Below are 17459 nucleotides of genomic sequence, written 5' to 3' on the forward strand. Positions count from 1 at the left end.
ACCTGGATTCCATGAAGCAGCTGTTCCGCGACGTCGACGGCGGGCCCCTGTGCCCCGATGGCAGCGTGGCCTGCATCGGCGCCTTCGACGGCCTGCACCTGGGCCATCGCGCGCTGGTGCGCCACGCGGCCGAGCGTGCGCGTGCGCTCGGCGTGCCGCTGGCGGCGCTCAGCTTCGAGCCGCTGCCCCGCGAGTTCTTCGCGCGCGGGGCGCCGCCACCGCGGTTGATGCTGCCGCGTGCACGCGCCGAGGGCCTGTGCGCGCTGGGCGCGGACGTGGTGGGCCTGCTGCGTTTCAATGCCGGCTTCGCGGCCATGGCGCCGGACGCGTTCGCCCGGCGCGTGCTGTCCGCGCGCCTGCGGGTGCGGGAGGTCTGGGTGGGTCCCGGCTTCCGCTACGGCAATCGCCGTGCGGGAGACCTGGAGACCCTCCGTGAGTCCGGTGCGCGCCTGGGCTTTGAAGCCGGCGAGATCGAGCCCGTGCAGCTGGACGGCGAACGCGTGTCCAGCACCCGCATCCGCGAGGCCCTGGGCTCGGGCGATTTCGACACGGCTGCGCGCCTCCTCGGGCGGCCCTACGCCATTGGCGGGCGCGTGGCGCGTGGCCGCCAGCTCGGGCGCACGCTCGGCTACCCCACCGCGAACCTGCGCTTCGGCGGCAAGGTACCTGCGTTGCAGGGCATCTACGCCACGCGCGTGCACGGCGTCGGCGACGCGCCCTGGCCCTCGGTGTCGAGCTTCGGCACCCGGCCGACGGTGGACGGCGTCGAGCCGCTGCTCGAGGCCCACCTGTTCGATTTCGACGGTGACCTGTACGGTCGCCGCATCGAGGTGGAGTTCGTCGCGCGCCTGCGTGACGAAGAGAAATACCCCGACCTGCCGACCCTGGTCGCGCAGATGGATCGCGACGCCGCCCGGGCGCGCGACATACTGATGCAGACCCCCCAGCGAGCGACCGCGTGACCGACGACAGCCAGCGCTACAAGCCGACCATCCTCCTGCCCGCGACGGCATTCCCCATGCGCGGCGACCTGCCGAAGCGGGAGCCGGACACGCTCGCGCGCTGGGAGGCGGACGGCCTGTACCAGCGCCTGCGCGAGCACGCCGCGGGCAGGCCGCGCTTCGTGCTCCACGACGGCCCGCCGTATGCCAACGGCGCGATCCACCTGGGCCATGCGGTCAACAAGATCCTCAAGGACATCATCGTCCGATCGAAGACGGTCGCCGGCTTCGACGCGCCCTATATCCCGGGCTGGGACTGCCACGGCCTGCCGATCGAGATCGCGATCGAGAAGAAGCACGGCAAGGTCGGCGTGAAGCTCGACGCCGCGGCCTTCCGCCAGGCCTGCCGCGAGTACGCGCTGGCGCAGGTCGAGCTGCAGAAGAAGGACTTCAAGCGCCTGGGCGTGCTTGGTGACTGGGACGATCCCTATCTTTCGCTGGACCCGCGCTTCGAGGCCGACGAAATGCGCGCGCTGGCCAAGGTGATCGACAACGGCCACCTGGTGCGCGGCGCGAAGCCGGTGTACTGGTGCTTCGACTGCGGCTCGGCGCTGGCCGAGGCCGAGATCGAATACCAGGACAAGGTGTCGCCGGCGGTGGACGTGGCCTATCCCGCGCGCGATCCGGCGGCCCTGGCACGCGCGTTCGGCGCGGTATTGCCCGACGGTGTCGAGGTCGCGGTGCCGATCTGGACCACCACGCCCTGGACGCTGCCGGCTTCGCTGGCGGTATCGCTGGGCCCGGACATCGAGTATTCGCTGGTCGAGGGCCCGGCACACGACGGGCGCCCGCGCTGGCTGCTGCTCGCCGCGTCGCTGGTGGAAAAAGTGCTGGCGCGCTACGGCGTCGACGGGGTCGTGGTGCATGGCCACGCCACCGGCACCGCGCTGGAGCACATGCTGCTCGCGCATCCGTTCTATGCCGAACGCGACATCCCGCTGATCCTGGGTGGGCACGTCACCGACGATGACGGCACCGGTGCCGTGCACACCGCGCCCGGCCACGGCCAGGAGGACTTCGCGGCCGCGCAGCACTACGGCATCAACGAGCGCTACACCGCCGGCCAGCTCAACCCGGTCGATGGGCGCGGCGTCTACCTGCCGTCCACGCCGGCCGCCAACGGCGTCGAACTGGCCGGCACGCACATCTGGAAGGCCAACGACGCCATCGTCGAGCTGCTGCAGGCCAGCGGCGCGCTGCTGGCGCAGGCGAAGCTCGAGCACAGCTATCCGCACTGCTGGCGGCACCGCACGCCCGTGGCCTTCCGCGCCACGCCGCAGTGGTTCATCTCGATGGACAAGGCCGGGCTGCGCCGCGATGCGCTGGCCGCGATCGAGGGCGTGGAGTGGTTCCCCGGCTGGGGCGAGGCGCGCATCGCCGGCATGGTCGGGGGCCGGCCGGACTGGACGATCTCGCGCCAGCGCACCTGGGGCGTGCCGATCGCGCTGTTCATCCACCGCGAGAGCGGCGAGCCGCACCCGCGCTCCAGCGAGCTGATGCGCGCCGTGGCCGACCGGGTGGAGCAGGGCGGGATCGACGCCTGGCAGGCGCTGGATCCCGTCGAGCTGCTCGGCGATGACGCGCCGCAGTACGAGAAAGTCACCGACATCCTCGACGTCTGGTTCGATTCCGGCGTCACCCACGAGTGCGTGCTGGCCGCGCGCGGCCTGGGCAAGCCGGCCGACCTCTACCTGGAAGGCTCCGACCAGCACCGCGGCTGGTTCCAGTCGTCGCTGCTGACCGGCATCGCGATGGACAAGGCGGCGCCGTACCGGCAGTGCCTGACCCACGGCTTCACCGTGGACGAGCACGGCCGCAAGATGTCGAAGTCGCTCGGCAACGGCATCGAGCCGCAGGAAATCATGAAGACGCTCGGCGCCGACATCCTGCGCCTGTGGATCGCGTCCGCCGACTACAGCAACGAGATGTCGCTGTCGAAGGAGATCCTCAAGCGCAACGCCGATGCCTACCGCCGCATCCGCAATACCGCACGCTTCCTGCTCGGCAACCTGCATGGCTTCGATCCCGCTACGCACCTGCCGGCGCTGGACGACATGCTCCCGCTCGATCGCTGGATCGTGCATCGCGCCTGGGAAACCCAGGAGAAGATCGTCGATGCCTATGCGCGCTACGACTTCGCCGAGATCGTGCAGCTGCTGTTGAACTTCTGCAGCGTCGACCTGGGCTCGCTGTACCTCGACGTCACCAAGGACCGCCTGTACACGATGCGCGAGGACTCGCGCGGTCGCCGCAGCGCGCAGGGCGCGATGTACCGCATCAGCGAGGCCTTCACGCGCTGGATCGCGCCGATCCTGGCGTTCACGGCCGACGAGATGTGGGGCTACCTGCCGGGCGAGCGCGAAGGCAACGTGCTGTTCGCCACCTGGTACGAGGGCCTGGCCCCGCTGCCCGACGGTGCGCCGCTGTCCGCGCGCGAGTTCGACGACCTGCTGCGCCTGCGCGAGCAGGTGGCCAAGGTGCTGGAGCCGATGCGCGCCAGTGGCGAGATCGGCGCCGCGCTCGATGCCGAGATCACCCTGGCCTGCGGCGTGTCCGACCAGAACTGGCTGTCGGGCCTGCTCGACGAGCTGCGCTTCTTCTTCATCAGCGGCGACGTGAGGCTGGTGGCCGACGACGACGCCGAGGCGATCACGGTCGCGGCCGTGCCCACGGACAAGCCCAAGTGCGTGCGCTGCTGGCAGCGTCGCGGCGACATCGGCTCGGTCGCGGCGCATCCGGCGCTGTGCGCGCGCTGCGCATCCAACGTCGACGGACCGGGGGAGGACCGCCAATGGTTCTGAAGCCCGGGCCCAACGCGCTGCCGTGGCTGCTGCTCTCGCTGCTGGTGCTGGTGCTCGACCAGCTCAGCAAGCAGTGGGTGCTGACCAGCCTGCCGGAATACACCGCAATCCCGGTGATCGACGGGTTCTGGAACTGGTACCGCACCTACAACACCGGCGCCGCGTTCAGCTTCCTGTCCGATGCCGGCGGCTGGCAGAAGTGGTTCTTCACCGTGCTGGCCTTCGGGATCAGCGGCCTGCTGGCGGTCTGGCTGTCGCGCACCCCGCGCAGCGACTGGCGCACGGCGCTGCCGTTCGCGCTGGTGATCGGCGGTGCCATCGGCAACGTGATCGACCGGCTGCTCCACGGCCACGTGATCGATTTCATCCAGTGGCACTGGCGGGACCACTACTGGCCGGCCTTCAACATCGCCGACGCGGCGATCGTCGGCGGCGCCATCGGCATCGCCCTGTTCGGCTTCTTCGCCCCCAGGCCCAAGACCCCCTAGAGGTACAATGGCGGGCATGGATATCCTCCTCGCCAATCCCCGCGGTTTCTGCGCCGGCGTCGACCGTGCGATCGAGATCGTCAAGCGCGCGATCGAAACCCTGGGTGCGCCGATCTACGTCCGCCACGAGGTGGTCCACAACCGCTACGTGGTCGACGACCTCAAGCAGCGCGGCGCGATCTTCGTCGAGGAGCTTGACGAGGTACCCGACGGCAATACGGTGATCTTCAGCGCCCACGGCGTCTCGCAGGCCGTGCGCAGCGAAGCCGACCGTCGCGGCCTGAAGGTGTTCGATGCCACGTGTCCGCTGGTGACCAAGGTGCACTTCGAGGTCGCGCGCCACTGCCGTGCCGGCCGCGACGTGGTGCTGATCGGCCATGCCGGCCATCCCGAGGTCGAGGGCACGATGGGGCAGTGGAACCGGGAGCGGGGCAGCGGCTCCATCTACCTGGTCGAGGACGTGCAGGATGTCGGCGCACTCGAGGTCGGGCAGCCGGAAAATCTCGCCTACACCACCCAGACCACGCTGTCGGTGGACGATACCCGCGGCGTGATCCAGGCCCTGCGCGAGCGCTTTCCAAAGGTCCAGGGGCCGAAGAACGACGACATCTGCTACGCCACCCAGAACCGCCAGGACGCTGTGCGCGAACTCGCCGCCGAGTGCGACCTGGTGCTGGTGGTGGGGTCGCCCAACAGCTCCAATTCCAACCGCCTGCGGGAGCTCGCCGAGCGCGTGGGCGTGGATGCCTACCTGATCGACGGCGCCGACGAAATCGAACCGGACTGGGTCGTGGGCCGACGCCACATCGGCGTGACCGCGGGCGCGTCGGCGCCGGACGTGCTGGTCGAAGGCGTGTTGGCGCGGCTGTGCGAGCTCGGCGCCAGCGGCGTGCGCGAGCTGGCCGGTGAGCAGGAAAACATGGTGTTCGCCTTGCCGAAGGAGCTGCGGTTGCAGCTGGTCGACTGACGCGGCCACGCGCTACTTGCGCGAGACGCCGCGCGCCAGCCGTTAGCTCCGGTCAAAAGGAAAAGGCCGCCCCGCGGGCGGCCTTTTCGATGGTGCTGGTGCCGGAAATAGGAATCGAACCTACGACCTACGCATTACGAATGCGCCGCTCTACCAACTGAGCTATTCCGGCGGGGCCGCACATTGTAGGGGCGTGCCGGCGTCGCGGTCAAAGCATCACACGCCCACGATCTCCAGCCCCGTGCGCAGGCGGTCGGCCAGGCGCATGGCCAGCGCGACGATGGTGAAGGTGGGGAAGGCCCAGCCGCCGGTGGGGAACACGGAACTGCCCGCCACGTGCAGGTTCTCCATCCCGTGGACCTTGCAGTCGCGGTCGACCACGCCGTCTTCGGGGCGTGCGGACATGCGGGTGGTGCCGATGTGGTGGGCGGTCCCCATGACCGCGGGCCGCAGCGCCGGGTCGCGGACCCAGGGTTCGGGCTCGAAGCGGCCGCCGCAGCAGCGGGCCGCCTCGTCGCCGAGCACGGAGGCGGCGGTGCGGTAGGAGGCGTAATCCAGGTCGGTGAAACGCCAGTCCACCCGCACCTTGCGCATGCCCATCGCGTCGCGTGAGTCGGCCAGGGTGATCCTGCTGTCGGGATTCGGGGACTGCTCGAAGTAGGCCATCAGATCCACGTGCCGGCAGCTGTCCACGGGGCGGTTGCGGAGTTTGCGCGCGACCGCACCGGCCACGTGGCCGGCGTTCATGCCCATGCGCAGCACCAGGTGCGCGCGTCGCACGTTGCCTGGAGGTGCGGGTCGGGACACTTTCGGCAGGCCCGCCGACAGTGCACGCTCCACCTTGTCTTCGACGTCGTCGCCGCCGGCAGCGGGGCGGAAGCTGGCACGCAGGTCGCGCAGGGCCTGCAGTCCGGGTGGGGTCGTGTCGGCGACCGGAATCGGCCGCGCGCGGGCATTGAGCAGGCGCAGCTGGCGCTGGGCGGCGTCGGCCAGAGCGAACTCGCGGTATAGAGAGTGCGGCCTGCGCTTGTCATCGCTGTCGTACGGTCGAAGCAGTGCGTGCAGGTCGCCATCCACGACCCGCCCCGCGACGCAGCGGGGATGGTCCATGAAGTATCGTCCGACCTGGTCATGTCGATTGCCCAGGCCGCGCGGATAGATGCGGTTGGACTGCAGCAGCAGGCGTGCGTTCTCGATGCCGCCCGTGGCGAGCACGTAGTGGCGCGCGTGCACCACGCCGCGGCGTCCGGCCAGGCTGCCGATTTCAGCGGCCCGCACGTGGTCGGCGTCGGTTGCGGCGACCAGCTCCGTGAGATTGGCGTGCAACAGCAGGGTGATGTTGGCGGCGTTCTCGAACAGTTCCCGGTACCGGGACTGGAACATGACCGGGCTCAGGAAACACACGCGCTGGACGGTGTGCTCTTCCCGCAGGGGCAGCGAATCAACGAAGTCCGCGTTGCCGAATCCACCATCGCCGACATCGTGGCGCGGGTCGATCCCGAACACGTTCCTGGCGTGGCCGCCCCACACCGCGAGTTCATCGAAGTCGATCGGCCAGCCGCTTGAAGGGACCCAGTCGCGCGGCGCCATGTCCAGGCGCGCAAGCGGTACGCAGCCCCCGCCCCACAGTCTGGAGCTGCCGCCGAGTGCCCGCAGGCGACACAGGCCGGGGTCGAAGTCGACCGGGCCGACCGACTCGCCGTCGTTGAGCGCCTGGGTCATGCGTTCGCTCTCGAGGCCCCCGCTCTCGAGCACGCATACGCTGAAGCGACTGTTTTCGAATGCGCTGGCGATCGCGATGCCGGCGGGCCCTGCGCCGATGATGCAGATATCGCATTGGTAGTTGTCGGGCGCCGATGGGTCGAGGTAGTCGAGGATCAAGAGGCGGTTCCTTCACGACGTCGCACGCCGTAAATGGCGGTGGCACCGATCTGTGACAACGCCAATCCGTTCCGGTAGCGGACACGTTTTCCCTTGTCGGAGGGCGAGTCTCGCTCCGCGCGACTGGCGACCGGTATCCTGCCTTTCTTTCTTTCGGGTCTCCTTCATGGCCAAGGCAAGGACGGCCTACGTCTGTACCGCGTGCGGCGCCGACTCCGGCAAGTGGCAGGGCCAGTGCGGCGCCTGCGGGGCCTGGGACACGCTGTCGGAAATCGTGCTCGAGTCCGCCGCTTCCGCGAAGGCGGCGGCGCCGGCGCGTCGCGGCGGCTGGGCGGGCAAGGTCGAGGCACCCAAGGTCACGCCGCTCAAGGACGTGCGCCAGGCCGACGACCTGCGCGTGTCCACCGGCATCGGCGAGTTCGACCGCGTGCTCGGCGGCGGCCTGGTCGAGGGCGCGGTGGTGCTGGTGGGCGGCGACCCCGGCATCGGCAAGTCCACCCTGCTGCTGCAGGCCGTGGCAAGCATGTCTTCCGAGCTGCCGGGGCTGTACGTGACCGGGGAGGAGTCGCTGGCGCAGGTGGCGGGTCGCGGCAAGCGCCTCGGGCTGCCGCTCGACGGAGTGAACGCGCTGGCCGAGACCTGCGTCGAGCACATCCTCGGCCACGCCGCCAGGCTCCGGCCCAAGCTGATCGTGGCCGACTCCGTGCAGACGCTGTGGACCGAGACGCTCACTGCGGCCCCCGGTTCGGTCAGCCAGGTGCGCGAGTCCGCCGCGCGGCTGGTGCGCTACGCCAAGGAGACCGGAACCGCGGTGTTCCTCGTCGGCCACGTCACCAAGGAGGGTGGCATCGCCGGCCCGCGCGTGCTCGAGCACATGGTCGACGCGGTGCTGTACTTCGAGGGCGATTCCGGCAGCCGCTTCCGCGTGCTGCGCGCGTTCAAGAACCGCTTCGGCGCGGTCAACGAGCTCGGCGTGTTCGCGATGGGCGACAAGGGCCTGAAGGAGGTGCCGAACCCGTCGGCGATCTTCCTGTCCGGCGGTTCGCGCCAGCCCGGCAGCTGCGTGATGGTGACCCGCGAGGGCACGCGGCCGCTGCTGGTCGAAGTGCAGGCGCTGGTCGACAGTTCGCCCTTGTCCAACCCGCGGCGCGTGGCCGTGGGCATGGAGCAGAACCGGCTGGCGATGCTGCTGGCGGTGCTGCATCGCCACGGCGGCATCGCGGTCGGCGACCAGGACGTCTTCGTCAACGTGGTCGGCGGCATCCGGGTGCAGGAGACGGCCGCCGACCTGCCGGTGCTGCTGGCGGTGTTGTCGTCGCTGCAGGACCGGGCGCTGGCGGAGAAGACCGTGGCCTTCGGCGAGGTCGGCCTGTCGGGCGAGATCCGCCCGGTGCCCAACGGCGAGGAGCGGCTGAAGGAGGCCGCGACCCACGGTTTCAAGCGCGCGATCGTGCCGAAGGCGAACGCCCCGAAATCCGGATCGTACAAGGGCCTGGACGTGGTGGCGGTGGAGCGGCTGGCCGACGCCATCGACGCTGCAGGCTAGTGGCGCAGCCCTGTGGGAGCGGTCAGACCCGCTGCAGCACCAGCTCCAGCACGAACTTGCTGCCGAAGAAGGCAAGCACCAGCAGCGCCATCGCCGCCAGGGTCCAGTGCACCGCCGCGCGCCCGCGCCAGCCGCGGCGCCAGCGGCCCAGCAGCAGCACACCGAACACCAGCCACGACAGCACGCTGAGCACGGTCTTGTGCAGCAGGTGCTGGGCCAGCAGGTCCTCGACGAACAGGGCGCCGGTCAACAGGGTGGCGCTGAGCAGTACGAAGCCGGTGGCGATGGTGCGGAAGAGCAGGGTTTCCAGCTCGACCAGGGGTGGCAGCGCGCGCAGCCAGTCGTGGATCTCGCGGCGGCTCAGGGCGCGCTCCTGCAGCCACAGCATCACCGCGAGCAGCGCGGCCACGGCCAGGGTCGCGTAGGCGAGCAGGGCCATCCAGGCGTGCAGTTGCAGGCGCCAGTCGAGCGGCTCCGGCGGAAGGTGGCCGCGGAGGTGGTTGGCGAGCAGCACCAGCGCCGCAAGCGGGAACACCACCACGCCGAGCGAGGCCATGCGCCCGCGCGCGCCGACGATCGTGGTCAGCGCCGCCATGCCCAGCGTCACGAGTGAAATCGCGGCGAAGAAGTGCATGTCCGCGCCTCCGAGCTCGCGCCAGGCCAGCACGTGCTCCAGGGCGTGCATCAGCATCGCGCCGGCAGCGACCGCAAGCCATGCGCGGCCGCCGCCGCGCCGGATCCCGGCCACCAGCAGGCCGGTGGCCACGAGATAGAGTGCGATCGAGACGAGGACGGGAATCATCCGCGCAGTGTCGCATAGCGCGTGACCCGCCTGAACGGGTAGCGACGCCCCGCGCGTCGAGCAGCTATGCTGGCGGCAAGCGGGGCCGCGACCCCGTGAACCTCCAAGCCCGGCCGCCTGTGTCCTTCGTGATATGGCAACCGGGCCGTGGCCTTCACGGGCCACCGGGTCGGACTGGAAACGGGCCGGCCTCCCTGTATCGGAATGGAGCACAACATGGCATCCCTGGTCGATCGTTTCGGGCGGTCGTTTCCCTATCTGCGCCTCTCGCTGACGGAGGCGTGCAACTACCGTTGCAGCTATTGCCTGCCCGACGGCTATCAGGCCGAGGGGCGTTCGCGCTTCCTCGAACTCGACGAAGTCCGGCGCCTGGTGCGCGGCTTCGCCGCCCTGGGCATGAGCAAGATCCGCCTCACCGGTGGCGAGCCCACCTTGCGCAAGGACCTGTTGCCGATCATCGGCGCGGTGTCCGCGGTGCCGGGTATCCGCCGCATCGCCATCACCACCAACGGCACCCTGCTGCCGAGGCACATCGGCGCCTGGCGCGACGCCGGGCTGACCGCGCTCAACGTCAGCCTGGACACCCTCGACCCGCTGCGCTTCCACGCCATCACCGGCCACGACCGCTTTGCCGAGGTCACCGAGGGCGTGGAGATGGCGCTGGGCCTCGGCTTCGATTCGGTCAAGCTCAACGCCGTACTGCTGCGCGGCCGCAATGACGACGAACTGCCGGCCTGGTTCGACTACCTGCGCGAGCGCGACATCGCCATCCGCTTCATCGAGCTGATGCGCACCGGCGACAACCTCGAGTTCTTCGAGCGCCACCACCTGCGCGCCGAAGCCCTGGAAGAGCAGATCGTCGAAGCCGGCTGGACGCTGCGCCCGCGCGCGCCCGACGCCGGCCCCGCGCGTGAGTACTCGCATCCGGACTACCGCGGTCGCATCGGCATCATCGCGCCGTACTCGAAGGATTTCTGCGCCGGCTGCAACCGCCTGCGGGTGACCGCGCGCGGCGACCTGCGGCTGTGCCTGTTCGGTGACTTCGGCATCGGCCTGCGCGAGCTGCTGCAGTCCGACGACGACTTCGACGCCCTGGTCGCGCGCATCAGCACGCAGCTCGGACTGAAGGCCGCCGGCCATGGCCTGCACCAGGGCGAGACCGGGCTGACCCCGCACCTGGCGTCCATCGGAGGATGAACCACGCAATGACCGAACCGCGCGCAGCGGCCTTCCACATGGCCGACATCCGCAACAAGCGACCCACGCGCCGGCGCGCGGTGGCGGTGGGCGAGCTGCTCGCGGGGGCGGAGGCCTTCCCGCTGATCGTCGAGCGTCGCCTGCCCAAGGGCGACGCCCTGGTGATGGCCGAGGTGGCCGGGCTGCAGGGCGCGAAGATGGCGTCGGCGCTGATGCCGCTGTGCCATCCGCTGCCGCTGGAGCTGGTGCAGGTGCGCTGCGTGCCGGTGCCCGAGCGCAACGCCATCCGCGTGTACTGCGAATGCGCGACAGAGGCGCGCACCGGCGTCGAGATGGAGGCCCTGGCCGGCGCCAACGCCGCGCTGCTGACGCTCTACGACCTGACCAAGCCGGTGGAGCCGGCGCTGGGCATCGACGGCATCCGCCTGCTGTTCAAGGAGGGCGGCAAGAGCGGGCTGTGGCTGCATCCCGAAGGCATGGACGATGACGAGCTGGCGCACTACCGGCCGCGTGACATCGCCCGCCTGGACGACGTGCCCTGCGCGGTGCTGACGCTCAGCGATCGTGCCAGCCGGGGCGAATACGAGGACCGCTCCGGCCCCGTGCTGGTCGAGGGCCTGCGCCGCCTGGGCGCGCGGGTGGCCGATCCGGAGGTACTGCCCGACGGCATCGAACCCCTGGCCGCGCGCCTGCGCGCGCTGGCCGGCGAGGGCGTGCGCATCTGCCTGTGCACCGGCGGCACCGGACTGGGACCGAACGACGCCACGCCCGAAGCGCTGCGCAGGGTCGCCGACCGCAGCATTGATGGCCTGGCCGAGATGTTCCGCAGCGAAAGCGCGAAGCACACCCCGCTGGCCTGGCTGAGCCGCGCCGAGGTGGTGCAGGTCGGCGGCATGCTGGTCTTCGCCCTGCCGGGCAGCCAGCGCGCGGCGAAGCAGGGCATGGATATCCTCGCGCCGCTGCTGGCGCACGCGCTGGCCATGGTCGACGGCGAGGGGCATCCGTGAGCCAGGTGGTCGATTACGGGACGGCGCTGGCGCTGATCCTGCGCGAGGCCGCGCCCTTCGCGGTCGAGCGCCGCACGCTGGCCGAGGCCGGCGGCCTGGTGCTGGCCGAGGCGGTGGTGGCGGATGCCGACCTGCCGCCCTTCGACAATTCCGCGATGGACGGCTTCGCGCTTCGCGCCGAGGGCAAGGCGGTCGCCGCCGGCGCGGAGTTCGAGGTCGCCGGCGCCCAGGTCGCCGGCGACGAGGCCGCGCGGGCCGACGGCGGCGCCTGGGAGATCATGACCGGCGCGCGCATGCCCGAGGGCCTGGACAGCGTGGTGCCGGTGGAGCGCGTGGAGGTGCTGGCGCGCGACGGCAAGGGGCGCCCGGCACGCATCCGCCTGTCCGCCGACGTGCAGCCCGGCGACAACGTGCGCCTGCGCGGCCAGGACGTCGAGCGCGGCACGACCGTGCTGCAGCCCGGCAGGCCCGTCGATTCCGCGGCGGTGATGGTGCTGGCCTCCCTGGGCGTCGACAGCGTGGCCGTGCGGCGCCGGCCGCGGGTGGCGGTGCTCAACACCGGGCGCGAGCTGGTCGACGATCCGCGGCGGCCGCTGGCCTCCGGCGAGATCCGCAACAGCAACGGGCCATTCGTGTCCGCGCGGGTCGATGCCGCGGGCGCCGAGCTGGTGCTGCGCGAGACCGTGACCGACGAACCGGCGGACTTCCTCGCCGCGCTGGCGCGCGCGCTGGCGGCGGGCGCCGACGTGGTGCTGAGCACCGGCGCAGTGTCGATGGGCCGCCACGATTTCGTGCCCGACGCGCTGCGCGGGATCGGCGCCGACATCCGCTTCCACAAGGTCGCGATCCGGCCGGGCCGGCCGCTGCTGTTCGCGCGCCTGGCCGGCGGGCAGCTGTATTTCGGCCTGCCCGGCAACCCGGCGTCGGCGGCGGTGGGGCTGCGCTTCTTCGCCGAGGCCGCGCTGCGTGCGCTGACCGGCCTGGCACCGGAGCGGCCGCTGCGGATGCCGCTGGCCGCGCCCTGGCGCAAGCGCGCCGAGCTGCGCTTCCACCTGAAGGGACGGGTCGAGCTCGCCGACGGTGCGCTGCGCGCGCGGGTGCTGCATGGCCAGGAATCGTTCAAGGTGCAGCCGCTGCTGGTGGCCAACGCCTGGATCGTGGTGCCCGCCGAGTCGATGGCGCTCGAGGCCGGCGACATGGTGGACGTGTATGCACCGGGCCACGCCGAGGGCCTGAAGATCGAAGAGGTGATGCAGTGAAAGTGGAGTTGAGTCTGTTTGGCGCGTTCCGTAGCCATGATCCGGCCGCGAAGCTGGTGCTGGAGGTGCCGGAGGGCGCGCGCGTGGCCGACCTGCGCGAGGCGCTGGACCGCCACGCCCGCGAGCACTGGCCCACGTATCGGCCGGAGTTGCTGAAGGTCTCGGCCTTCGCCAGCGAAACCACGGTGCTGCGCGACGCCGAGGCCCTGCCCGCGGGCGTGCCGATGGCGGTGCTGCCGCCGGTCAGCGGGGGCTGAGCATGGAGCGCTTCCACTGCGCGGTGACCGACATCGCCGAGGGTCCGCTGGATCCTGCCGCGGCGCTGGACTTCGTCTCCGACCCCGGTTTCGGCGGCATCACGATGTTCGTGGGCCGGGTGCGCGATCTCAACCACGGCCGCGTGGTGACCGGGGTCAGCTACGACATGTTCGAGCCACTGGCGCTGAACGGCTTCAGGGCCATTGCCGCCGACATCGATACCCGCTTCGGGCCGAAGGTCCGGCTGTACGTCGCGCACGCGAAGGGCCGCCTGGGCGTGGGCGACCTGGCCGTGGTGGTGGCCGCCGGCACCCCGCACCGCGACGAGGCCTTCCGCGCCTGCCGCGAGCTGATCGAAGCGGTGAAGCACACCAGCCCGATCTGGAAGCAGGAGCACTACGAGGACGGTGACAGCGTCTGGAGCGAAGGTTGCTCGCTGTGTGGCGACGGCCAGCATCAGCACGATCACGATCACGATCACGGGCACGATCACGGGCAGGGCCAAGCCCACGCGAATGCGGATGCGGATGCGAACGCTGCGGCATCCGCCACAACGCCCGCGGAGCGGGTACCGCCTGCGGCCCGGCCCCGGACGCAATGAAGGTCCAGCTCCAGGGCCAGTCGCTGCGGCTGCGCATCGGCGAGGACGAGCTGGCGTGGCTGCTGGCCGGCGAGACCATCGGCAATGACACGCAGGCCGGGAGCGCCGCGCTGCGACAGCGGCTGCGGATCGTCCCGGGCGACGCGGCTGTCCTGGCCGTGGACGCTGGCGAGTGGGCTTTCAGCCTGCCTGAGGCCGCGGTGCGCGATTACGTGGCCCGGCTGCCCTGCCGCGATGCGTTGGAATTCGAACTGCCCGGCGATGGCGATGCGCTGCGGCTCTCTTTCGAGGTCGACGTGCGCGACAGCGTGCGCCGCCGCGGCCCGCCGCCGCGCCGCAAGGCCCAGCGGCCGGACTGACCGGCAGCTCTACAGAAGCCGCCCCCATCCCCCGCTGCGCGGGTACTTCTCCCGCTTTGCGGGGGAAGGGGTCACGGGACGGAAGCTATACTTGGCGGTCCGCAGTCCCACGCACCAGGTCCCCCCGCATGTTCGAATCCCTCACCCAGCGACTCTCCGGCACCATCGAGCGCCTGCGCGGCCGCGGCCGGCTGACCGAGGAGAACATCCGCGAGGCCACCCGCGAGGTCCGCATCGCGCTGCTCGAGGCCGACGTCGCGCTGCCCGTGGTACAGGCCCTGATCGAGCGCATCAAGGTGCGAGCGGTCGGCCAGGAAGTGCTGAAGTCGCTGACGCCGGGCCAGGCGCTGATCAAGGTCGTGCGCGACGAGCTCACGACGGTCATGGGTGCCGCCGCCGCCGACCTGAACCTCAACGTGCCGGCGCCGGCAGTCATCCTGATGGCTGGCCTGCAGGGCGCGGGCAAGACCACGACCGTCGGCAAGCTCGCCAAGCTGCTGAAGGAAAAGCGCAAGAAAAAGGTGATGGTGGTCAGCGCCGACGTCTACCGTCCGGCCGCCATCGAACAGCTGAAGACGCTGGCGGAGCAGGTCGACGTGCGCTTCTTCGCGTCCGACGCCTCGCAGAAGCCCGTCGACATCGTCCGCGCCGCGATCGCCGATGCGCGCAAGTCGTTCATCGACGTGCTGCTGGTCGACACCGCCGGCCGCCTTGCCATCGACGAAGCGATGATGGCCGAGATCAAGGCCCTGCACGCCGCCGTGAACCCGGTCGAGACCCTGTTCGTGGTCGACGCCATGACCGGCCAGGACGCGGCCAACACCGCCAAGGCCTTCAGCGAGGCGCTGCCGCTGACCGGCGTGGTGCTGACCAAGACCGATGGCGACGCCCGCGGCGGCGCCGCGCTGAGCGTGCGTTACATCACCGGCCGCCCGATCAAGTTCATCGGCACCGGCGAAAAGGTCGATGGCCTGGACGTCTTCCATCCCGACCGCATCGCGAGCCGCATCCTCGACATGGGCGACGTGCTGTCGCTGGTCGAGCAGGTCGAGGGCCAGGTCGACAAGGACAAGGCGCAGAAGCTCGCCGAGAAGGTCGCCAAGGGCAAGAAGTTCGACCTCAACGACATGCGCGACCAGCTCGAGCAGATGCAGGGCATGGGCGGCATCCATGGCCTGATGGACAAGCTGCCGGGCATGGGCCAGATCCCCGATGCCGTGAAGAACCAGGTCACCGGCAAGGAAGTGCCGCGCATGGTTGCGATCATCGGCTCGATGACGAAGAAGGAGCGCCGCAATCCGGCGCTGCTCAACGGCTCGCGGCGCAAGCGCATTGCCGCCGGCTCCGGCGTCACGCCGGCCGACGTCAACAAGCTGATGAAGCAGTACCAGCAGATGGAAAAGATGATGGGCAAGCTGGGCCGCGGCGGCATGAAGGGCATGATGCGCGGCCTGCAGGGGATGATGGGCGGCCGCGGCGCGATGCCGTTCCGCTGAGCGCGACGGTGGCCTCGATGGACGTGGGCAATCCCGCGGCCGCCGGCCACTTCACCACGATGCAGGTGCGCGGCGGCGCGGTGCAAGGCCTGGACCTGCACCTGGCGCGGCTGCGCGATGCGACATTGGAAATGTTCGGCGTCGCCCTTGAGGAAGGCGCGCTGCGCTTGCGGCTGCGTGAGGCGCTGGCCGCCGACGCCGGAGCGGACGCAGAAAGGGCATGCACGCTGCGCGTGCTGGTGCGCGGCGCTGCTGCACGCGATGCTGCCTGCGCGACGGGCGAAGCGGGCATTGGTGCCGGCGTCGTCGACGTCAGCATCGAACTCGAGCCACCGCGCGATCCTGGCACCGCTCCGCTGAGGCTGCGCAGTTTTCGCGTCCTTCGCGAGAGTCCGCGCTTGAAGCACCTCGTCCTGGGTCCCCAGTTCGAAGCGCGGCGCGCCGCGCAGGCCGCGGGCTTCGACGACGCGCTGCTGGTCGATGCCGAGGGCTTCATCGCGGAAGGCACGTTCTGGAACGTCGCGTTCTGGGACGGCGCCGCCGTCACCTGGCCCGATGCGCCGTGCCTGGACGGCGTGACCCGGCGGCTGCTGCAGGCGGCGCTGGCTGCAAGGGACGTGCCGCAGCGTCGACGGCCCCTGCCGCTGGAGGCGCTGCCGGGCATGCGCGCCGCTTTCGCGCTGAATTCCCGCGGTGTCCAGGAGATCGGCCAGGTCGACAGCTGCTCGTTCGCCGGCGATGCGCGCTTCGGCGCGGAGTTGCGAGCACTGCTGGCCGGCTGCGTCTGGCAGCGATTCTGAACACGGCTTGGGGCCAGTAAGGGGTGCGATGGGGTGCATGCGCCCAACCGGTGCCCCGGGTGCGCCGGCCTGGAGCGCGGGCCCGCCCGCGTCCGGGCGGGGGATTCGCGCGGCGCAAAATCTTCCGCTACAATTCCCGGCTTACCTCGCCACCCTGGCGACTGGGCAACACGGAAACCACCATGGTCAAGATCCGCCTCACCCGCGGCGGCGCCAAGAAGCGCCCCTTCTACCACATCATCGTCACCGACTCGCGCAGCGCGCGCGACGGCCGCAATATCGAGCGCCTGGGCTACTACAACCCCGTCGCGCAGGGCGCCGAGCAGCGCGTGGTGCTGGACACCGCCCGCGTCGACCACTGGGTCGGGCAGGGCGCACAGCTGAGCGACAAGGTCCGCGACCTGTACAAGGACGCGGTCAAGGCCACGGCGGCCACCGCCGCCTGACGGCCCGGCCGCGCCTCCGCGCGCGGCCGCCTTCCTCATGGACACCGCCGGGCGCCGCATCCTGCTGGGCAGGGTCCACGGCGCCTTCGGCGTGCGTGGCGAACTGAAGCTGGAATCGTTCACCGATCCGGCGCGCGCCATCTTCCGCTACCAGCCCTGGATCCTGCGCGACGCGCAGGGTCGCGAGCGCGAGCTTGCGGACGTGCGCGGCCGCGAAGGCGGCAAGGGCCTGGTGGCCACGATCCCCGGCATCGAGGACCGCGATGCCGCCGAGGCGATGCGCGGCAGCGAAGTCTGGGTGCCGCGTTCGACACTCCCGCCGCCGGCCCCGGGTGAGTACTACTGGGTCGACCTTGAGGGCCTGCGCGTGGCCAACGTCGAGGGGGTCGACTTCGGCACCGTCTCGCACCTGTTCTCCACCGGCGCCAATGACGTGCTGGTGGCGCGCGGCGACCGCGAGCGGATGATTCCCTTCGTGACGCCCGACTATGTCGTCTCCGTCGACTTCGAGGCCGGCCTGGTCACGGTCGACTGGGATCCGGAGTTCTAG

At 70.6% G+C, this 17459-nt stretch carries 16 protein-coding genes, 1 tRNA gene, 1 pseudogene and 1 riboswitch; of the genes and pseudogenes, 15 read left to right on the forward strand and 3 right to left on the reverse strand.

Translation table 11 applies throughout. The features are described 5' to 3' along the window. Positions 1–11 precede the first annotated feature (11 nt). From E2169_RS00130 to ispH, 4 genes are read left to right on the forward strand one after another with little or no spacing between them, the layout of a single operon-like run. Positions 12–962 (forward strand): bifunctional riboflavin kinase/FAD synthetase, encoded by a 951-nt coding sequence (locus E2169_RS00130; RefSeq protein ID WP_132984606.1) that lies wholly within the window; start codon positions 12–14, stop codon positions 960–962. Positions 963–1018: 56 nt separating this feature from the next. After that, positions 1019–3802 (forward strand): isoleucine--tRNA ligase, encoded by a 2784-nt coding sequence (ileS, locus tag E2169_RS00135; protein ID WP_229659205.1) that lies wholly within the window; start codon positions 1019–1021, stop codon positions 3800–3802. Next, positions 3793–4290 (forward strand): signal peptidase II, encoded by a 498-nt coding sequence (gene lspA / locus E2169_RS00140; RefSeq protein WP_132984608.1) that lies wholly within the window; start codon positions 3793–3795, stop codon positions 4288–4290. The genes ileS and lspA overlap by 10 nt, the downstream gene beginning before the upstream one ends. 16 nt (positions 4291–4306) lie before the next feature. Next, the gene (gene ispH, locus E2169_RS00145) at positions 4307–5257 is read left to right on the forward strand and encodes a 4-hydroxy-3-methylbut-2-enyl diphosphate reductase (RefSeq protein WP_132984609.1); all 951 of its coding nucleotides are present in this window, start codon (positions 4307–4309) and stop codon (positions 5255–5257) included. 96 nt (positions 5258–5353) lie between these two features. Here ispH and E2169_RS00150 read toward each other — a convergent pair. After that, a tRNA-Thr gene (locus E2169_RS00150) sits at positions 5354–5429 on the reverse strand. 44 nt (positions 5430–5473) lie between these two features. Then, positions 5474–7138 (reverse strand): GMC oxidoreductase, encoded by a 1665-nt coding sequence (locus tag E2169_RS00155; RefSeq protein ID WP_229659149.1) that lies wholly within the window; start codon positions 7136–7138, stop codon positions 5474–5476. A gap of 166 nt (positions 7139–7304) precedes the next feature. Here E2169_RS00155 and radA point away from each other — a divergent pair, with 166 nt between their 5' ends. Then, positions 7305–8684, forward strand: a complete 1380-nt coding sequence (radA, locus tag E2169_RS00160) for a DNA repair protein RadA (RefSeq protein WP_132984610.1) — start codon at positions 7305–7307, stop codon at positions 8682–8684. A gap of 22 nt (positions 8685–8706) precedes the next feature. On the opposite strand, the gene E2169_RS00165 is transcribed toward radA, so the two are convergent. Continuing rightward, positions 8707–9486, reverse strand: coding sequence for a cytochrome C assembly family protein (locus E2169_RS00165; RefSeq protein ID WP_132984611.1), 780 nt, complete (start codon positions 9484–9486; stop codon positions 8707–8709). 89 nt (positions 9487–9575) lie between these two features. Next, a riboswitch (molybdenum cofactor riboswitch) is annotated at positions 9576–9712 on the forward strand. On the opposite strand from E2169_RS00165, the gene moaA reads away from it, so the two are divergent. From moaA to rimM, 10 genes and pseudogenes are all read left to right on the forward strand, one after another. Beyond that, positions 9703–10683 carry a GTP 3',8-cyclase MoaA gene (moaA, locus tag E2169_RS00170; RefSeq protein WP_132984612.1) on the forward strand — a complete coding sequence of 327 codons (981 nt, stop codon included), beginning with the start codon at positions 9703–9705 and terminating at the stop codon, positions 10681–10683. Its footprint overlaps the riboswitch before it by 10 nt. 8 nt (positions 10684–10691) lie before the next feature. Next, complete coding sequence (moaCB, locus tag E2169_RS00175) at positions 10692–11690, forward strand: bifunctional molybdenum cofactor biosynthesis protein MoaC/MoaB (protein ID WP_229659148.1); 999 nt, start codon at positions 10692–10694, stop codon at positions 11688–11690. A 5-nt stretch (positions 11691–11695) separates the two neighbouring features. Continuing rightward, positions 11696–12949 carry a molybdopterin molybdotransferase MoeA gene (locus E2169_RS00180; protein ID WP_370465146.1) on the forward strand — a complete coding sequence of 418 codons (1254 nt, stop codon included), beginning with the start codon at positions 11696–11698 and terminating at the stop codon, positions 12947–12949. 2 nt (positions 12950–12951) lie between these two features. After that, positions 12952–13206, forward strand: coding sequence for a MoaD/ThiS family protein (locus E2169_RS00185; protein ID WP_229659204.1), 255 nt, complete (start codon positions 12952–12954; stop codon positions 13204–13206). A gap of 2 nt (positions 13207–13208) precedes the next feature. Further along, positions 13209–13694: pseudogene (locus tag E2169_RS00190) on the forward strand (molybdenum cofactor biosynthesis protein MoaE); the annotation flags it as partial. A 110-nt stretch (positions 13695–13804) separates the two neighbouring features. After that, complete coding sequence (locus tag E2169_RS00195; protein ID WP_132984616.1) at positions 13805–14167, forward strand: hypothetical protein; 363 nt, start codon at positions 13805–13807, stop codon at positions 14165–14167. Positions 14168–14295: 128 nt separating this feature from the next. After that, a complete protein-coding gene (gene ffh, locus E2169_RS00200; RefSeq protein ID WP_132984617.1) occupies positions 14296–15663 on the forward strand; it encodes a signal recognition particle protein in 1368 nt (455 codons plus the stop codon). Between the two features lie 17 nt (positions 15664–15680). Further along, positions 15681–16463, forward strand: a complete 783-nt coding sequence (locus E2169_RS00205; RefSeq protein WP_268236964.1) for an aminotransferase class IV — start codon at positions 15681–15683, stop codon at positions 16461–16463. Positions 16464–16645: 182 nt separating this feature from the next. Beyond that, positions 16646–16909, forward strand: a complete 264-nt coding sequence (gene rpsP, locus E2169_RS00210) for a 30S ribosomal protein S16 (protein WP_132984619.1) — start codon at positions 16646–16648, stop codon at positions 16907–16909. A 37-nt stretch (positions 16910–16946) separates the two neighbouring features. Next, entirely contained in the window at positions 16947–17459 is a 513-nt protein-coding gene (rimM, locus tag E2169_RS00215) for a ribosome maturation factor RimM (RefSeq protein WP_132984620.1), read from the forward strand.

This window comes from Luteimonas terricola (assembly GCF_004352845.1).
GTDB lineage: Bacteria > Pseudomonadota > Gammaproteobacteria > Xanthomonadales > Xanthomonadaceae > Luteimonas > Luteimonas terricola.

Coding starts and splice junctions, on each gene's coding strand:
- E2169_RS00130 (WP_132984606.1), top strand. CDS start 12: ATGAAGCAGCTGTTCCGCGACGTCGACGGCGGGCCCCTGTGCCCCGAT.
- ileS (WP_229659205.1), top strand. CDS start 1,019: ATGCGCGGCGACCTGCCGAAGCGGGAGCCGGACACGCTCGCGCGCTGG.
- lspA (WP_132984608.1), top strand. CDS start 3,793: ATGGTTCTGAAGCCCGGGCCCAACGCGCTGCCGTGGCTGCTGCTCTCG.
- ispH (WP_132984609.1), top strand. CDS start 4,307: ATGGATATCCTCCTCGCCAATCCCCGCGGTTTCTGCGCCGGCGTCGAC.
- radA (WP_132984610.1), top strand. CDS start 7,305: ATGGCCAAGGCAAGGACGGCCTACGTCTGTACCGCGTGCGGCGCCGAC.
- E2169_RS00165 (WP_132984611.1), bottom strand. CDS start 9,486: ATGATTCCCGTCCTCGTCTCGATCGCACTCTATCTCGTGGCCACCGGC.
- moaA (WP_132984612.1), top strand. CDS start 9,703: ATGGCATCCCTGGTCGATCGTTTCGGGCGGTCGTTTCCCTATCTGCGC.
- moaCB (WP_229659148.1), top strand. CDS start 10,692: ATGACCGAACCGCGCGCAGCGGCCTTCCACATGGCCGACATCCGCAAC.
- E2169_RS00195 (WP_132984616.1), top strand. CDS start 13,805: ATGAAGGTCCAGCTCCAGGGCCAGTCGCTGCGGCTGCGCATCGGCGAG.
- ffh (WP_132984617.1), top strand. CDS start 14,296: ATGTTCGAATCCCTCACCCAGCGACTCTCCGGCACCATCGAGCGCCTG.
- E2169_RS00205 (WP_268236964.1), top strand. CDS start 15,681: ATGGACGTGGGCAATCCCGCGGCCGCCGGCCACTTCACCACGATGCAG.
- rpsP (WP_132984619.1), top strand. CDS start 16,646: ATGGTCAAGATCCGCCTCACCCGCGGCGGCGCCAAGAAGCGCCCCTTC.
- rimM (WP_132984620.1), top strand. CDS start 16,947: ATGGACACCGCCGGGCGCCGCATCCTGCTGGGCAGGGTCCACGGCGCC.